General features: G+C 69.8%; 18 protein-coding genes. 6 read left to right on the forward strand and 12 right to left on the reverse strand.

Going from position 1 to position 14,614, the window contains the following annotated elements; translation table 11 throughout:
* Positions 1-32 precede the first annotated feature (32 nt).
* Positions 33-1,136 carry a PQQ-dependent sugar dehydrogenase gene (locus NQ151_RS10970; RefSeq protein ID WP_257528102.1) on the forward strand — a complete coding sequence of 368 codons (1,104 nt, stop codon included), beginning with the start codon at positions 33-35 and terminating at the stop codon, positions 1,134-1,136.
* Positions 1,137-1,140: 4 nt separating this feature from the next.
* Here the strand turns inward: NQ151_RS10970 and NQ151_RS10975 are convergent, their stop codons facing one another.
* The 5 genes from NQ151_RS10975 to NQ151_RS10995 all read right to left on the reverse strand — a co-directional run bounded on the left by NQ151_RS10975 (position 1,141) and on the right by NQ151_RS10995 (position 5,035).
* The gene (locus tag NQ151_RS10975) at positions 1,141-2,043 is read right to left on the reverse strand and encodes a VOC family protein (RefSeq protein WP_257507284.1); all 903 of its coding nucleotides are present in this window, start codon (positions 2,041-2,043) and stop codon (positions 1,141-1,143) included.
* Positions 2,044-2,140: 97 nt separating this feature from the next.
* Positions 2,141-2,593 (reverse strand): iron chaperone, encoded by a 453-nt coding sequence (locus tag NQ151_RS10980; protein WP_257507283.1) that lies wholly within the window; start codon positions 2,591-2,593, stop codon positions 2,141-2,143.
* A 1-nt stretch (position 2,594) separates the two neighbouring features.
* Positions 2,595-3,011 (reverse strand): VOC family protein, encoded by a 417-nt coding sequence (locus NQ151_RS10985; RefSeq protein WP_257507282.1) that lies wholly within the window; start codon positions 3,009-3,011, stop codon positions 2,595-2,597.
* A 5-nt stretch (positions 3,012-3,016) separates the two neighbouring features.
* Positions 3,017-3,490 (reverse strand): helix-turn-helix transcriptional regulator, encoded by a 474-nt coding sequence (locus NQ151_RS10990; protein WP_257507717.1) that lies wholly within the window; start codon positions 3,488-3,490, stop codon positions 3,017-3,019.
* Positions 3,491-3,511: 21 nt separating this feature from the next.
* Positions 3,512-5,035 carry an MATE family efflux transporter gene (locus tag NQ151_RS10995; protein ID WP_257507281.1) on the reverse strand — a complete coding sequence of 508 codons (1,524 nt, stop codon included), beginning with the start codon at positions 5,033-5,035 and terminating at the stop codon, positions 3,512-3,514.
* A gap of 212 nt (positions 5,036-5,247) precedes the next feature.
* Here NQ151_RS10995 and NQ151_RS11000 point away from each other — a divergent pair, with 212 nt between their 5' ends.
* From NQ151_RS11000 to NQ151_RS11010, 3 genes are all read left to right on the forward strand, one after another.
* Positions 5,248-5,838, forward strand: coding sequence for an NADPH-dependent FMN reductase (locus NQ151_RS11000; protein WP_257528103.1), 591 nt, complete (start codon positions 5,248-5,250; stop codon positions 5,836-5,838).
* 14 nt (positions 5,839-5,852) lie between these two features.
* The gene (locus NQ151_RS11005; protein WP_257528104.1) at positions 5,853-6,875 is read left to right on the forward strand and encodes a zinc-dependent alcohol dehydrogenase family protein; all 1,023 of its coding nucleotides are present in this window, start codon (positions 5,853-5,855) and stop codon (positions 6,873-6,875) included.
* Positions 6,876-6,982: 107 nt separating this feature from the next.
* Positions 6,983-7,765, forward strand: coding sequence for an SDR family NAD(P)-dependent oxidoreductase (locus tag NQ151_RS11010; RefSeq protein WP_257528105.1), 783 nt, complete (start codon positions 6,983-6,985; stop codon positions 7,763-7,765).
* A 3-nt stretch (positions 7,766-7,768) separates the two neighbouring features.
* On the opposite strand, the gene NQ151_RS11015 is transcribed toward NQ151_RS11010, so the two are convergent.
* Both NQ151_RS11015 and NQ151_RS11020 read right to left on the reverse strand, forming a co-directional pair.
* Entirely contained in the window at positions 7,769-8,143 is a 375-nt protein-coding gene (locus tag NQ151_RS11015) for a DUF2255 family protein (protein WP_257528106.1), read from the reverse strand.
* Positions 8,144-8,153: 10 nt separating this feature from the next.
* The gene (locus NQ151_RS11020; RefSeq protein ID WP_257528107.1) at positions 8,154-9,032 is read right to left on the reverse strand and encodes an aldo/keto reductase; all 879 of its coding nucleotides are present in this window, start codon (positions 9,030-9,032) and stop codon (positions 8,154-8,156) included.
* A 109-nt stretch (positions 9,033-9,141) separates the two neighbouring features.
* On the opposite strand from NQ151_RS11020, the gene NQ151_RS11025 reads away from it, so the two are divergent.
* Together NQ151_RS11025 and NQ151_RS11030 are read left to right on the forward strand one after the other, a co-directional pair.
* On the forward strand, positions 9,142-9,966 hold the full coding sequence (locus tag NQ151_RS11025) for an SDR family NAD(P)-dependent oxidoreductase (RefSeq protein ID WP_257528108.1): 825 nt from the start codon (positions 9,142-9,144) through the stop codon (positions 9,964-9,966).
* Between the two features lie 26 nt (positions 9,967-9,992).
* The gene (locus NQ151_RS11030) at positions 9,993-10,397 is read left to right on the forward strand and encodes a RidA family protein (RefSeq protein ID WP_257528109.1); all 405 of its coding nucleotides are present in this window, start codon (positions 9,993-9,995) and stop codon (positions 10,395-10,397) included.
* Positions 10,398-10,488: 91 nt separating this feature from the next.
* Here the strand turns inward: NQ151_RS11030 and NQ151_RS11035 are convergent, their stop codons facing one another.
* The 5 genes from NQ151_RS11035 to NQ151_RS11055 all read right to left on the reverse strand — a co-directional run bounded on the left by NQ151_RS11035 (position 10,489) and on the right by NQ151_RS11055 (position 14,553).
* On the reverse strand, positions 10,489-11,085 hold the full coding sequence (locus NQ151_RS11035) for an RBBP9/YdeN family alpha/beta hydrolase (protein ID WP_257528110.1): 597 nt from the start codon (positions 11,083-11,085) through the stop codon (positions 10,489-10,491).
* Entirely contained in the window at positions 11,082-12,188 is a 1,107-nt protein-coding gene (locus NQ151_RS11040) for an HNH endonuclease signature motif containing protein (protein WP_257528111.1), read from the reverse strand. The genes NQ151_RS11035 and NQ151_RS11040 overlap by 4 nt, the downstream gene beginning before the upstream one ends.
* Positions 12,189-12,202: 14 nt before the next feature.
* Positions 12,203-12,553 carry a DUF222 domain-containing protein gene (locus NQ151_RS16825; protein WP_257528112.1) on the reverse strand — a complete coding sequence of 117 codons (351 nt, stop codon included), beginning with the start codon at positions 12,551-12,553 and terminating at the stop codon, positions 12,203-12,205.
* A 144-nt stretch (positions 12,554-12,697) separates the two neighbouring features.
* Positions 12,698-13,675 (reverse strand): capsular polysaccharide synthesis protein, encoded by a 978-nt coding sequence (locus NQ151_RS11050; protein ID WP_257528113.1) that lies wholly within the window; start codon positions 13,673-13,675, stop codon positions 12,698-12,700.
* Positions 13,645-14,553: an alpha/beta hydrolase gene (locus NQ151_RS11055; RefSeq protein WP_257507270.1), complete on the reverse strand. Its 909-nt coding sequence runs from the start codon at positions 14,551-14,553 to the stop codon at positions 13,645-13,647. The genes NQ151_RS11050 and NQ151_RS11055 overlap by 31 nt, the downstream gene beginning before the upstream one ends.
* Positions 14,554-14,614: the final 61 nt, after the last annotated feature.

Here is a 14,614-nt window from a genome sequence, read left to right on the forward strand (position 1 = left end):
TAGCCTGGCGTTCCCGTCCCCCGGGAGTCCCTGTGATCCGCACCCGTCGCTCGTGCTTCGCCGTCGGCCTCGCCGTGGCGGTCGTGCTCGCGGCCGGCTGCACCGGAGCCCCCGACGCCACTCCGAGCGCCGTGCCCCCGTCACCGCCGGCATCATCGGCATCCGACGCTCCGCCTGCGCCGCCACACGACGTTGTTACCGGCCTCACCACGCCGTGGTCGCTGGCGCCGGTGGGCGACTCGGTGCTGATCAGCGAACGCGACACCGCGCGCATCTTCGAATTCACCGCCGCAGGCGACCTGCGCGAACTCGCCGTGGTCGCCGATGTCGCCCACGGCGGCGAGGGCGGGCTGCTGGGGCTCGCCGCCACCGACGACGCGCTGTACGTGTACGCCACCACCGCGACGGGCAACCGCGTCGCGGTCTATCCGCTGGCCGGTTCCCCCGGGGCGCTGAGCCTGGGCACGCCGCGCACCGTGATCGACGGCCTCCCCGCCGCCGGCAACCACAACGCCGGGCGCATCGCCATCGGCCCCGACGGAATGCTGTACGTGCCGGTGGGTGACGCCGGCGACCCGCAGTCGGCGCAGGACCTGGCGGCGCTGGGCGGCAAGATCCTGCGCCTCACCCCCGACGGCGAGGTGCCGCCGGACAACCCGATCGCCGGTTCCCCGGTGTACAGCCTCGGCCACCGCAACGTGCAGGGCCTGGCCTGGGACGCCGACGGGCGGCTGTTCGCCAGCGAGTTCGGGCAGAACACCTGGGACGAGCTGAACGTCATCGAACCGGGCGGGAACTACGGCTGGCCGGTCGTGGAGGGCACCGCCGGCGAATCCGGCTACATCGACCCGGCCGCGCAGTGGCCCACCGCCGCGGCCAGCCCCAGCGGCATCGCGATCGTGGCGGACACCGTGATCATCGCCAACCTGCGCGGCGAAGTGCTGCGCGCCGTGCCGGTCGATGACCCCGCGGCATCGGTCGACCTGTTCGCCGGTCAGTACGGCCGGCTGCGCGACGTGCTGCTCGCCCCCGACGGCCGGGTGTGGCTGCTCACCAACAACACCGACGGGCGGGGCGACCCCCGGCCCAGTGACGACCGCATCGTGTCGGTGGACGTGAGCGAGGTGATCCGCTGAGCGCTCAGAGTTCGGCAATGACGATCTTGTGCATCTCCATCATGCGGGCGTAGGCGCCGGGGTGGTTCATCAACTGCCCCATGTTCTCCGGCACGATCTGCCAGCTCAGTCCGAACCGGTCGGCCAGCCAGCCGCACTGCTCCGCCTCCGGTATCGCCGACAGCGCCTCCCAGAGCCGGTCGATCTCGGCCTGGTCTCGGCAGAGCACTTCGAGGGAGACCCCGCACGTGAACGATTCGTCCTGGGGCACGGCGGAGTCCATGGCGGTGAACCACTGCCCCTCCAGCTGGAAGTCGCTGAACATGACCGCGCCGACGGCGGCCGGCCCCGTCTGCTGGGGGTACTCCACGATCGTGCCGACGCGGGACCGGTCGAACAGCGCCGTGTACAGCTCGATCGCTTCCCGGGCCTGGTTCTGCGCGGCGCCGCCGAACAGCAGGCTGGGCATGAGGAACGGCCGCGGGTCGCCCTCGGGGTCGGTCAGCGAGAGCTGCCAGCTCACCCCGTAGCGGTCCTGCACCCAGCCGTAGCGCGGGCTGTAGGGGTACTCGCCGAGCTCCATCAGCACGCTGCCGCCATCTGCCAGGCTCGCCCACAGAGCGTCGAGCCGCTCACGGGCGGCACCCGCGTCGCCGTGGAACAGCAGCGGGTCGAAGTTGAGGGTGAACGACACCGACGGGTTCGGGTGGAACTCCGGGCCGGCGTTGATCAGGCTCAATCTGTAGCCGTCGATCACCACCTCGACCGTCAGTTCGGCGCCGGCGAAGTCGCTCTGAAACCCGGGCAGACCCTCGTTCGGGTAGCGGGCCGTGACCGCCGAGGTCGAGCCGGGAAACGCCGTGGTGTAGAACTGGGCCGCCTCGGCCGCATTGCGATCGAACCAGATGTTGGGAACGATTTTCTGCACGGAAGACCTCCTTGTCGATGCCGTCACCGCCCAGCATCCGCCCGCCTCCCGGCACGCGCAAGGGCCCGGCGGCGCGCGCCGGGCCCGTCGCGTCGGGTCAGCCGACGGCCTTTTTGACGAGCTTCCGCACCGTCTCGTCGACGGCGTCGGTGTACTCGAGGACGGCGAACGCGGTCGGCCAGAACTCGCCGTCGTCCAGCGCCGCGACCTCGTTGAAGCCGATGTTGGCGTACCGGGTGTCGAACTTCGACGCCGGCTGGAAGAAGGTCAGCACCTTGCCATCCTTGGCATACGACGGAAAGCCGTACCAGGTCTTCGGATCCAAGCCGGGTGCCGTCTCGGTGACGGCGGCGTGGAAGCGTTCCGCGATCGTCTTGTCGGGTTCGGGGAGCGCCGCGATCGCGTCGAGGCAGGCCTGCGCCTCCTTCTGCTTCTTCGCGGCGCCCTTGCCGTTGCCCGCCTGCGCCTTCAGCTCCTCGGCGCGCTGCTTCATCGCTGCGCGCTCGTCGGCGCTGAAGGTGCTGTCGGTGCTCGTGCGGGTGTCGGCCATGTCAGTCCTTCCTGTTCTGCTGGATGCGCACCAGGTTGCCGGCCGGGTCGCGGAACGCGGCGTCGCGCACCCCGTAGTCCTGGTCGATGGGCTCCTGTACGACGTCGGCGCCGGCGGCCGCGATCGCCGCGAACGTGGCATCCAGGTCGTCGGTGGCGAGGTTCACGCCGAAGTAGCTGCCCTTGGTGATGATCTCCAGCAGCACCTCGCGCTCTTCGTCGGAAAGCTCTCCCCCGACTCCGGGTGGGTGCAGCACGATCGCGGTGTCCGGCTGGCCCGGAGGGCCCACCGTGATCCAGCGCATGTTCTCGTATCCGACATCCAGCCTCACTTCGAACCCGAGGACGTCGCGGTAGAAGGCGACGGATGCCTCGGGGTCGGTGTGCGGCAGGAAGCTCGATTGAATCGTGATGTCCATGACCGTCACGCTACGAGCGCGGGTGCGTCCTGCGCTTCTCGATTCCTGACCGGTTTGGTGATCTGTTTCGCGATACAAGGCAGCATGCCCGGTCGAAACGGCGCGCCCCGCTCGCGGTAGACGCTCGGGGGTACGCCGACCAGTTCGGTGAACCGGGTGCTGAACGTTCCCAGCGACGAGGAGCCGACCGCGAAGCAGACGTCGGTGACGGTCAGGTCCCCGCGGCGCAGCAGCGTCATCGCCCGCTCGATGCGGCGCGTCATGAGGTACGAGTAAGGCGATTCGCCGTACGCGAGCTTGAACTGACGGCTCAGGTGACCGGCCGAGAGATGCACGTCGCGCGCGAGCGACTGCACGTCCAGCGGTTTGGCGTACTCGCGATCCATGCGGTCGCGCACGCGCCGGAGGAGGACGAGCGTCTGCAGATCCTGCCGCGTCCGGGAGGTCACGTCCCGATGATGGCACGCAGGATCGCGCATCGCCACGCCCCGCGTGGGACCTCAGCGGCCGGAACGATCCCGCTGCCGACGCAGCTCGCGGCGGCGCTGCATCCGCTGCCGCAGCCGCCGGTCGCTCGCGGCGACAGCGACCACCGGCACCGGTTGGGTGACGAGCGCGTCGACCACCATCGAGCCGTCGACAGGCCCGACGACGGGGATCGGGACGGTGGGGGTCGGCATCTCGGGGTCGACAGGCAGGGTGGCCAGGCGCCGGTGCTCGCGGATGTACGAGGGGATGAGCAGCAGCACCGCGCCGAGCCACGCCAGCGGATTGCTCCAGGCGACACCGGCGAAGCCGAGGAGACCGCCGAGGATCACCGCGGCACCCACGCGCATGACCAGTTCGACCGCTCCGGTCACGGTGGGGATGAGCGTATGTCCGAGCCCTTGCAGCGCGCCGCGGACCACGAACAGCACGCCCAGCAGGCTGTAGCTGACGCCGTTGATCACGAGCATGAGTGCGGCGAGGTCGACCACCTGGTCCGAACCGTCGCCGACGAACAGGCGCACCATGCCGCTGCCGAACAGCACCAGCAGCGCGCCGAGCACGACGGAGGCGGCGATCGTCATCCACGTCGCCTGCACGACGCCGCGACGGATGCGGTCTGGGCGGCGCCCGCCGAGGTTCTGCGCAACGTACATCGACACCGCAAGACCCAGCGACTGCAGCATCGCCACGGCGAGACCGTCGACGCGGGATGCCGTCGTGTACGCGGCGACCGCGTCGGCACCGAGCTCGTTCAGGCGCACCTGCACGGCGAGGGCGCCGATGGCGATGATGGATGCCTGGAAGCCCATCGGCAGGCCCAGCCGCAGGTGCTCGACGACATCGGCGCGCACGATGCGCCAGTCCGACCGGCGCATGTGCAGCGCCGGAACGCGGCGGTGCACGAAGTTCAGGCACAGCACGACCGAGACGCCCTGGGCGATGACGGTCGCCAGAGCCGCACCGCCGACGCCCCACGCGAGCGGGCCGACCATCAGGACGACCAGACCCACGTTGAGCAGGCACGACACGGTGAGGAAGATCAGCGGCGTGCGGGAGTCGCCGATGGCGCGGATGATCGCGGCGAGGTAGTTGAAGAACAGCATCGCGCCGGAGCCGAGGAACGTGACCTGCGCGAAGATCGTCGCCTCGGCCATCAGCTCGGGCGGCGTCTGCAGCAGCGCGAGCATTGGCTCGGAGAGCAGGGGCCCGGCGATGGTGAGGATCACCGAAGCGATGCCGGTGAGCAGCGTCCCGGCCGCGACCGACCGGCGCACGCCCTGGTGGTCGCGCGCGCCGAACGCCTGGGCCGTGGGGATCGCGAACCCGCTGGTGAGACCCCACACGAAACCGAGGAGGAAGAACGTGATGCTTCCGGTCGCCCCCACGGCGGCGAGCGCCTGCACGCCGAGCTGCCGGCCCACGACCAGGGCGTCGGCGAACTGGTAGAGCTGCTGCACCGCGTTTCCCAGCAGCAACGGCACGGAGAACAGGAGGATGACGCGCCAGGGGGTGCCAGTGGTCAGGGACGTGGACATGCGGGGCTTTCGACGGGAGCAGACGGGGAGCGGGCGCACTCGCGCGCCGACGGATCATCCTATCGATTTCCATCGAATCGATTCGAATCGACCCACCCGTGCCGGCCAGCCCCTCGACTAGCACTGCCGCGGGGCACCGGCAACCCCTGCGCCGGCGTGGTCGCGCGGCGAAGACTGGAAGAGCGCAGCCGCGTGTGACGACGGGAGCCACCATGACCGAGATCATCCAGCACGAGCCGCCGTACACCGTCGGCTACTTCGTCGGCAGCCTGGCGAAGGCATCCATCAATCGCACGCTGTCCAAGGCCCTCATCGCCGTCGCGCCGGACGAGCTGCAGTTCCGGGAGATCCCGATCGGCGACCTGGCGCTGTACAGCTACGACTACGACGCGGACTATCCGCCCGAGGGTCGTGCGCTCAAGCAGGCCATCGCCGACGTGGATGCCGTGCTGTTCATCACCCCGGAGTACAACCGCTCCGTCCCCGGCGCGCTGAAGAACGCGATCGACTGGGCCAGTCGCCCCTGGGGCACCAACTCGTTCGCCGGCAAGCCATCGGGGGTGATCGGCGGCTCGATCGGAGCGATCGGTACGGCCGTGGCGCAACAGAGTCTCAAGGGGATGATGGCCTTCTGCAATTCGCCGATGTTCAACTCGGTCGAGGCATACATCCACATGCGCGAGGGCCTGTTCACCCCCGACGGCGAGGTGACCGACGAGGGCACCCGCGAGTTCCTCCGCATCTACATGGAGCAGTATTCGCTGTTCGTACGGCGCGTACTCACCGTCGTCCCGCAACGCTGACGAAAGGACAGAGCATGCGCGCAGTGATCATGCACGGAGCCCGGGATGTCCGGGTCGAAGACCGCGAGAACCCGACGATCGTCGAACCGACCGACGCGATCATCCGTGTGACGGCGAGCTGCATCTGCGGATCGGATCTGTGGCCGTACCGCGGCGCCGATCGCATCTCGCACCCCAGGCGCATGGGCCACGAGTACCTCGGCGTGGTCACTGAGATCGGAGACGCTGTGCGCACCGTGAAGGTCGGCGACTTCGTCGTCGGCTCGTTCTTCGCCTCCGACGACACCTGCGAGATCTGCCGGGCGGGGTACCAGTCCCGCTGCGTGCATGCCGTGTCGATGGGCTCCATCGGCACGCAGGCGGAATTCGCCCGCATCCCCCTGGCTGACGGCACCCTCGTCGCGACCCCGGGTCACCCCGATGCCGATCTGATCCCGTCCCTGCTCGCGGCATCCGACGTGCTGGGAACCGGATGGTTCGCCGCCGTCGCAGCCCAGGCCGGCCCCGGCAAGACCGTCGTCGTGGTGGGCGATGGTGCCGTCGGGCTCATGGGCATCCTCGCGGCACGCGAGCTGGGCGCCGAGCGCATCATCGCGATGAGCCGGCACGCCGACCGGCAGGCGCTGGCACGCGAGTATGGCGCCACCGACGTCGTCGAGGAGCGCGGCGACGAAGGCGTGGCCCGCATCAAGCGGCTCACCGGCGGCCTCGGCGCACATTCGGTGATCGAAGCGGTCGGCACGCAGGAGTCGATGATGCAGGCGATCCGCGCCACCCGGCCCGGCGGACACATCGGCTACGTCGGCGTCTCCCACGATGTCGCACTCCCCGGAAACGAGGTGTTCTTCGCGCTCGTGCATCTGCAGGGAGGGCCGGCACCGGTACGCCGGTTCCTGCCCGAACTGATCCAGATGATCTGGGACCGCAAGATCGACCCGGGCAAGGTGTTCGACCTCACCCTCCCCCTCGAGGATGCCGCCGAGGGCTACCGCGCGATGGATGAGCGCCGGGCGACGAAAGTCCTGCTCAGCGTGTGATCTGAGAGCCGTGCGCACTGCCCCTTCCGCGTGGTCAGACCACGTGGGAGGATGTGCTCGAGGAGCCCCTCCGCCGGAGGAGAACTCGGAGCGAAAGGCAGAAGATCATGGCCCGCACGGCCGTCATCACCGGTTCAGCCAGCGGAATCGGCAAGGCAACATCGCAGCTGTTCGTCGAGCGCGGGTACCGCGTGATCGGCGTCGACATCGCAGGGGCCGACGTCAATGTCGACCTCACCACGGCGGCGGGGCGTGAGGCGCTGGTCACGGAGGTGACCAGGCTTTCCGGCGGCACTGTCGATGTCGTCGTCGCCAACGCCGGGCTCTCCTCCCCGACGGCGGCCACGGCCGCCGTCAACTACTTCGGCGCCGTCGCCACGCTCGAGGGCCTGCGACCCCTCATGGCCGCCGCCGAGGCACCACGCGCCGTCGCGACCGCCTCGATGGCATCGCTGTTCCCTGTCGATGACACGCTGCTGGCCGCCTTCCTCGCCGGCGACGAACCGGCTGCTCTCGCCCGCGCCGCCGAATTGGCCGCCGGCGCGCCTGAGACAGCCAACATGATCTACTCCACCTCGAAGCGTGCGCTCGCACTGTGGATGCGCCGCAACGCCCCCACCCCCGCGTGGGCGGGCGCGGGGATCGCGCTGAACGGAGTGGCACCCGGCGTCGTGGCGACCCCGATGACGGCCGACCTCACCGCGACGGAAGAAGCCAAGGCATCCCTGCTCCAAATGGTGCCGATGCCACTGAACGGTATCTTCGGCCCCCTCCAGGTCGCCTATCTCATCGCCTGGCTCGTCAGCGTGGAGAACGCGCACCTGTGCGGTCAGATGATCTTCATCGACGGCGGGTCGGATGCCGTCATCCGCGGGGATTCCACCTGGTGACCGTCAGCGCGGCATGACCCGAAGCGTGGTCTCGAGCACGTCGTCGCCAGTGATGGCGCCGACGGGCCCGGGACCGTAACGGTCGTACTTCGCGTGCAGCACCGCGTCGAGCGCTTCCCGCACCTCGGGGTCGGCCCGTTCGAAGGTGACATCCTTCTCCACGCCGCCGGCACTGATCCGGCCGCGTCCGGACCGCACCGCCCGCCGGAACCAGCCATTGTTCGGCCCGGCTGCGGAGCGGATGTACACCGCGTCACCGACCACGCCGTTCCAGATGGTCACAGAGGGGCGCAGGGTTCCGTCCTCGCGCTCGGACGTCACCCGCAGTTCGGTGGCTTCGCCGACCTTACGCAGTTCGTCGGGGTCCCATGTAGTCATCGCTGTGTCCTCACGCTTCCGGAATGTCGCGCCCGAAGGTCTCGAGCGTGATGTCGGCCGGATCGGGTCCGCGGCGCACCTCGGTGTCCAGCCCGTCGATGGCGGCGAGGTCTTCGGCGCCCAGTTCGAAGTCGAACACATCGAAGTTCTCCCGGATGCGCTCGGGGCGTACCGACTTGGGAATCGCCGAACGCCCCTCCTGCACGTGCCAGCGCAGCATCACCTGGGCGGGCGTCTTGCCGTGCGCGGCGGCGATGGCGGCGATCGTGGGGTCGTCGAAGACGCTCGGCCCATTCTGCCGGTACGCCGTGATGCCGCCGATGGGCGACCAGGCCTGCGTGAGGATGGCGGCCTCGGCATCCGCCTCCTGCACGGCGCGCTGCTGGAAGTACGGATGCACCTCGATCTGGTTGACCGCCGGCACCACCGAGGTCTCGGTCGCCAGGCGGGCGAGGTGATCGAGCATGAAGTTGCTCACGCCGATGGCCCGCACCCGGCCATCGGACAGCAGCTGCTCGAGCGCCCGATACGCACCGACGGTCAGGTCGAAGCGTGAGGGCAGGGCCTGATGCAGGATGAACAGGTCGATCGTGTCGACGCCGAGCTTTCCCACGCTCTTGTCGAACGCGTGCAGGGTCTGGTCGTAGCCGTAGTCACTGATCCACACCTTGGTCTCGATGAAGACGTCGTCGCGTTTCAGCCCCGAACGACGGATGCCTTCCCCCACCTCCCGCTCGTTGCCGTAGGCGGCCGCGGTGTCGATGTGGCGGTAACCGGTCTCCAGTGCCGTGGTCACCGCGTCGACCGTCTCCTCCGGCGGGGTCTGGAAGACGCCGAACCCGAGGGAGGGCATGGCGATGCCGTTGTTCAGAGTGAGGTGTGTCGTCATCCCTCGATGCAAACACCGTGCCGGGAGACAGGCCAGGGGTTGCGCTCGCCGCGATTACTGTGGCGGGAGGCGTGAGGAGAACCGAACCATGGGTACGAAGCTGAGTGGAATGAACCCCGTCGCAGGCGCGACGGTGCTGATCACCGGGGGCGCCCGAGGGATGGGTGAGCTGTTCGCACGCCGCGCGATCGCCGGCGGCGCCCGCGCGATCGCGCTGTGGGATGTCGACGAGGATGCGGCGAGCGCGCTGGCATCCGACCTCCGCGGCTCCGGAGTGGATGTGCGGGCGTACCGGGTGGATATCTCCCGGCAGGAGGAGATCGTCGAGGCCTTGGCACGGATGCGGGATGAGATCGGCGTCCCGGACATCCTGGTGAACAATGCCGGCATCGTGCGTGCCGGGGTGTTCTGGGAGAACGATCCGCAGCGCGACATCGAGGCGACGATGCGCGTGAACACCCTCGCCGCGATGTGGCTGACGCGCGAGGTGCTGCCGGCGATGATCGCCGACACGAGCAGGCCCAAGCGCATCCTCAACGTCGCGTCGGCGGCCGGGACGCTGGCCAACCCGAACATGAGCGTCTACGCGGCATCCAAGTGGGCGATGATCGGCTGGAGCGAGTCGGTGCGGCTCGAGCTCGTCAAGAGCGGGCACGGCCATGTCGCGATCACGACGTTCTGCCCCAGCTACGTCTCGACCGGCATGTTCGCGGGCGCCCGCGGCCCGCTGCTGACGCCGATCATGACTCCCCGCCAGGCGACCCAGGCGGCGTGGCAGGGAATGGTGCGGGGCACGCCGATGGTGCTGCGCCCGTGGACGGTGAAGCTCGCGATGGCGGCGCGCGGGGTTCTGCCCACCCGCGTGTGGGATGTGCTGGCGGCGCGGGTGTTCCAGGTGTACTCGTCGATGGACCACTTCACGGGGCGGTCGTAGCGGCCGCGGCGAGGAGAATGATCTCCATGCCCCAGGCCGTCACCCTCATCCGCTCCAGCTCGCTCGCGCAGGCCGAGTACGCGTACGCGGCGACCGCTCCCGCCGATGCCCGGCTCATCTTCCTCGCCGGCTCCTGCCCGCTCGACGCGGAAGGGGCGACGATCGGCATCGGCGACTACGCCGCGCAGGCCGCGCAGTGCATCGTGAACCTGCGTACCGCGCTGGCCGACGCCGGCGCGAGCATCTCGGACGTCATCAGTACCCGCGTGCTCGTCGCGTCGACCGTGCAGGCCGACCTCGTGACCGCGTGGGCCGTCGTGCGCGATGCGTTCGGCGACCACGACGTGCCCAGCACGCTGATGGGAGTCACGGTTCTCGGCTACGACGATCAGCTTGTCGAGATCGAGGCGATCGCCGCGGTGCGCGACTGAGCGGCTGGCTCATGCCGTCGACGGCGGCTGAGCGTGTTGGTGAACGCGTAGTGCCACTCTTCAGCGGCCGCGCCTCTCCGCCACGGTCAGGTTACTGAAGCGGCGGCTCCGGGAGCAGGGAAATTTCCCGTGAGGCTGCAGCACGCAGGTGCTCCAACTCCACCAGCAGCTCCCGCCCCTGCGGCCAGTCCCCCAACCGGCTGGCGCTGTTGAGGTGTCCGCACGCGCCGACCTCGCGCAGCGACGCGTGCCATGCGGAGGCGAACTGGGCGACGGCGTCCAGCGAACCGTACGGGTCGTTCGAGCTCGCGACGACGATCACCGGTCCGCCGAGCGGTCGCGGCTGCACCCCGCTGAACGACGGTGCGGCCTCGCGCGGAAAGCTCGGGCCACGGGGATCGGGAGGTGCCACGAGCAGCATCGCCGCCGCCGCACCCGGCTGCGTCGCGGCCCACGCTGCCGCCGCCCAGCACCCGAGACTGTGCGCCACGATCACGACCCGCGGATCGCGGGCGGATGCCTCGCGATGTGCCGCGGCGAGCGCGGCGAGCCAGTCGGCGAGGTCGGGAAGGTCCCACGACGACGGCCGGATCCGCACCCCCTGGCCCGCCCACTGCGCTTCCCATCGACTCTGCCAGTGCTCGGCGTCGGATCCGCCGATCCCCGGGACGATCACGTACGACGTCATGGAATGCTCCTTCCGGCAGGTCCGCTCGGGCCATCGCGTGACGACATCGTGCACCAGCGCCCGGGCCGAGCACCAGCGCCGAGTCGGCGACGCCGGGTTGCGGCACGGGCGGGCGGCGCTAGAACGGTGCCGGTTCGGCAGCCGCGGCGACGGCGAGCGCGGTGAATTCCAGGACCCGGCGGGGGAATGTCAGGGAACACCCGGCCGGTGGGGCTGGTCCACTCCAGAATGCCGTGCGCCTTCTGGACGACCGTCCACGCGGTGGCGTGCTTCATCGAATGATGCCTCGTGCACAGGTTCGCCAGGTTGCACAGCGCGGTCGGCCCGCCGCGGGCGGCGTCGATCGTGTGGTCGTGGTCGCAGCGGCGTGCGGGTCGGCGGCATCCCGGGAACCGGCAGTGCTCATCCCTCGCATCCAGGTGTCTTCGCTGCGCCCGCGAGGGTCGATACGTGTCGACCTCTTCCACCGCCCCGGTGACCGGGCAGGTGAACACCCGCTCCCACACCTCCGCCGTCGCCGCGAGGCGTCGGGCGGTCTCCGGATCGATCGGCCCGTACCCGACCAGCTCCGCCGGGTCGGTGCCTCGGCCGGTGAGCGTGTCGGCGGGGACGATGATCTGCACCTGCGCGACGATCGCCGCCGTCTCCGGGATGCTCCCGTTCGAGATCGGCGCCGTCGCGTGTCCGGTCAGCAGCAGATCGGCGAACACGTCCGCCCGGATCTGATCCATCGTGCGGGTGTCGGTCGCCACGATCTCCGCGGTGGTATTGATCTCGGTGCCGTCGGCGGCCTCAGCGGTCTTGGCGGCTTCGCGGTGGGCGGCGGTGATCTCGCAGGCGTACTGCGACAGCCGGTCCTGGATTGCGTAGACCAGCGGTGCCGGCAGCGCGGCGGTGATCTCCGCCATCCCGTCATCCAGGTCGCGCACCCACACCCGCCGTCCCGCGGCGGCCTCCGCGTGCCGCTCGTCCAGCGGGATGGGGTGCAGCTTCTGCGCGATCACCTCGATGCTCGGCTTGGCCCGCCCCGGCGTCTCGATCTCACACACCGCCAGCGCGGCCTGTTCGAACCGGGCCCGCACCTCCAGGTCCGTGATCCGCACCCCAGCCTCCAAGATCAGCCGCACATGCCCCGACCGACCCGCCCCGCCCGCAGGGCCGCCACCGTCGACGGGAACTGCTCCACCAGCACCCAGGCATCATGCATCCGGTCGACCATGCCCCGCTCCGACACGTGCAGCGTCGCCGCGAGCTCCGCCGCGATCTCCCGCCGCGGCATCTCCCGCTCCCGGCCGGCACTGGACGGGATCCGGGCGGTCTGCTCCGCCGCGATCACCTCCGCCCGCGCCATCAACTGCAGCTCATCAGCGGCAGCCGCACCCGCCTTCCGGCGGGCCTTCTCCGCATCGGCCATCACCGAACTCCGGGATCGGGTATCGATCCGGGTGAAGGCCGGGGAGGTGGTCATGTCGTCAATTCTGCCGACCCCCTCCGACATCGGCGGGCCGCGAAACAACCTCTGACCAGGGGTTGTGGACAACTCGCCGAGATCCCGACTGGGGAGGAAGGACGGCGGCGGCATCCACCCACCCGACCCCGCGCACCCGACCCGCTACAGCGAGTGCGTCTGCAGCAGGTGAGTGAGCACTGACCCCTCCGGCACGCTTGCCGGGTCGTACTTGTAGCTGAGCTTCTGCACGATCGACAGCCCGTCGATCAGCTCGCCCAGCGCGGGGAACCACGGCTGCATCATGCTCAACTGCAGCAGATGGCTCGCCGCACTGGAGAGGAACGACGCCTCCGACCACTCCCCGCGGAACTCCGGGACCAGCGAGTGCAGGGCCTCGAAGATGCGGTGATAGAGGAAGTAGTCCGGGAGGTCGGATCGCTCGGTCCACCACATCTCCAGCGCGATGCGCTGCAACGTGATGACGAGCGATCCGGGAACGGCGGCGATGAACCAGTTACCGATCTGCCCTGTCGTCCAGCGCGGGTAGACGACGCCGGCATCCAAAAACGGGAGGATGACGCGCTCCAGCCGGTGCGGCACCCAGCACGTGGCATCCACCCAGATCCCGCCGTACCGCTCCAGCAGAGCAACCCGCACGAAGTCGGCGAAGTGTGCGGGGCGATCCGTCTCGAGGACCGCCGCGATCCGGTCGGGGATGTCGATGAGATCGCGCACGGATGCCGCATCGAGGAACTGCGCTGCGGGGTGATGCTCGCGCAGCTGGAGCATGCAGGCGCGCACGAGCTCGGGGGCGGCAGCCATCCCGGAGTTCCAATAGCAATAGACCGGCAGGTCGACGTCGGCGGCAAGCGCGTGGTCGGCGGCGGCGAGACCCCTCCCCCGAGCCGCGGTTCCCCGACCGGCGGGCAAGCCGGCTTGCTCCCGCAACTGCGGGACGCGCGGGCGCAGGAATTCCGTGACGATGCGGGCGCCGCGCCGCGCGGCGGCAGGGTCGGCAGTGTCCATGAACTGATCCACCCGCGAGAACTGCGCGTCCAGGCCGGCGGTGAACGCGGACAAGCCGCCCGCGCGATCGGCGCGCGGGTGCGTCACGCCGCCGCGGTCGTGTGCTGCAACCATGCCTGCGCTCTCTCGATGAGGCGTTTCGCGGGTTCGGTGTTCTTGCCCCAGTTCTCCAAGCCGTGCGGGGCGCCCGCGACGACATCGGTGGTCACCGGCACCCCGGCCGCTTCCAGCGCCTCGGCGTAGGCGCGGTCCTCGGCGGCGAACAGCTCGATGTCGCCCCAGGCGATGTAGGCCGGCGGCAGCCCGGTGAAGTCCACTCGGCGGGCGGGAGCCGCGTACGACGAGACGCCGGCGCCGCCGGGAGGCGCACCGAGGTAAGCCGTCCACGCCTCCCTGTTCTGCCTGTTGTTCCAGACGAAGTGGTTCGCGGCATCCAGATCGTGCCGCGCCGCCGGTCGATCGTCGAGCATGGGGGCGAACAGCCATTGCCCGCAGGGCTGGGTGCCGCCGTCGTCGTGAAGGCGCTGCACCAGACCGGCAGCGAGCCCTCCCCCGGCGCTCTCGCCACCGATGACGATCCGGTCGGGGTCGACGCCGAGCTGCGCGGTGTGATCCAGCAGCCACAGCCACCCGGTGCGCACGTCGTCATGTGCTGCGGGGAATGGGTGTTCGGGGGCGAAGCGGTAGTTCGCCGAGACGATGACCACTCCCAGCCGTGACGCGGTCGACAAGCACAGCGACTCGTCCTGTCTCGCGTCGCCGAACTGCATCCCGCCGCCGTGCATCCACAGCAGGGCCGCCCCGCTGCGGCCCGCCGCCGGCGCATACACCCGGAGTCGCACGGACCCCGCCCGCACCGATCGCACCCGCACCGCCGGCGACCGCGGCACCGGCATCATCCTCGTGGTGGTGCGGGTGAGCCAACGTGGCGCGGACAGCTGCGCCAGCTTCATGGGCCTGCGCAGTTCCGGCAACACCCGCTCAAGATCCACGGCGTCGTCCTCTCGCGTCGTCGCACGGCAAGCCCGTCGCGTCTGCGACCATCCAACCCTG

It is taken from the genome of Microbacterium sp. zg-YB36 (genome assembly GCF_024623575.2).
Lineage (GTDB): Bacteria > Actinomycetota > Actinomycetes > Actinomycetales > Microbacteriaceae > Microbacterium.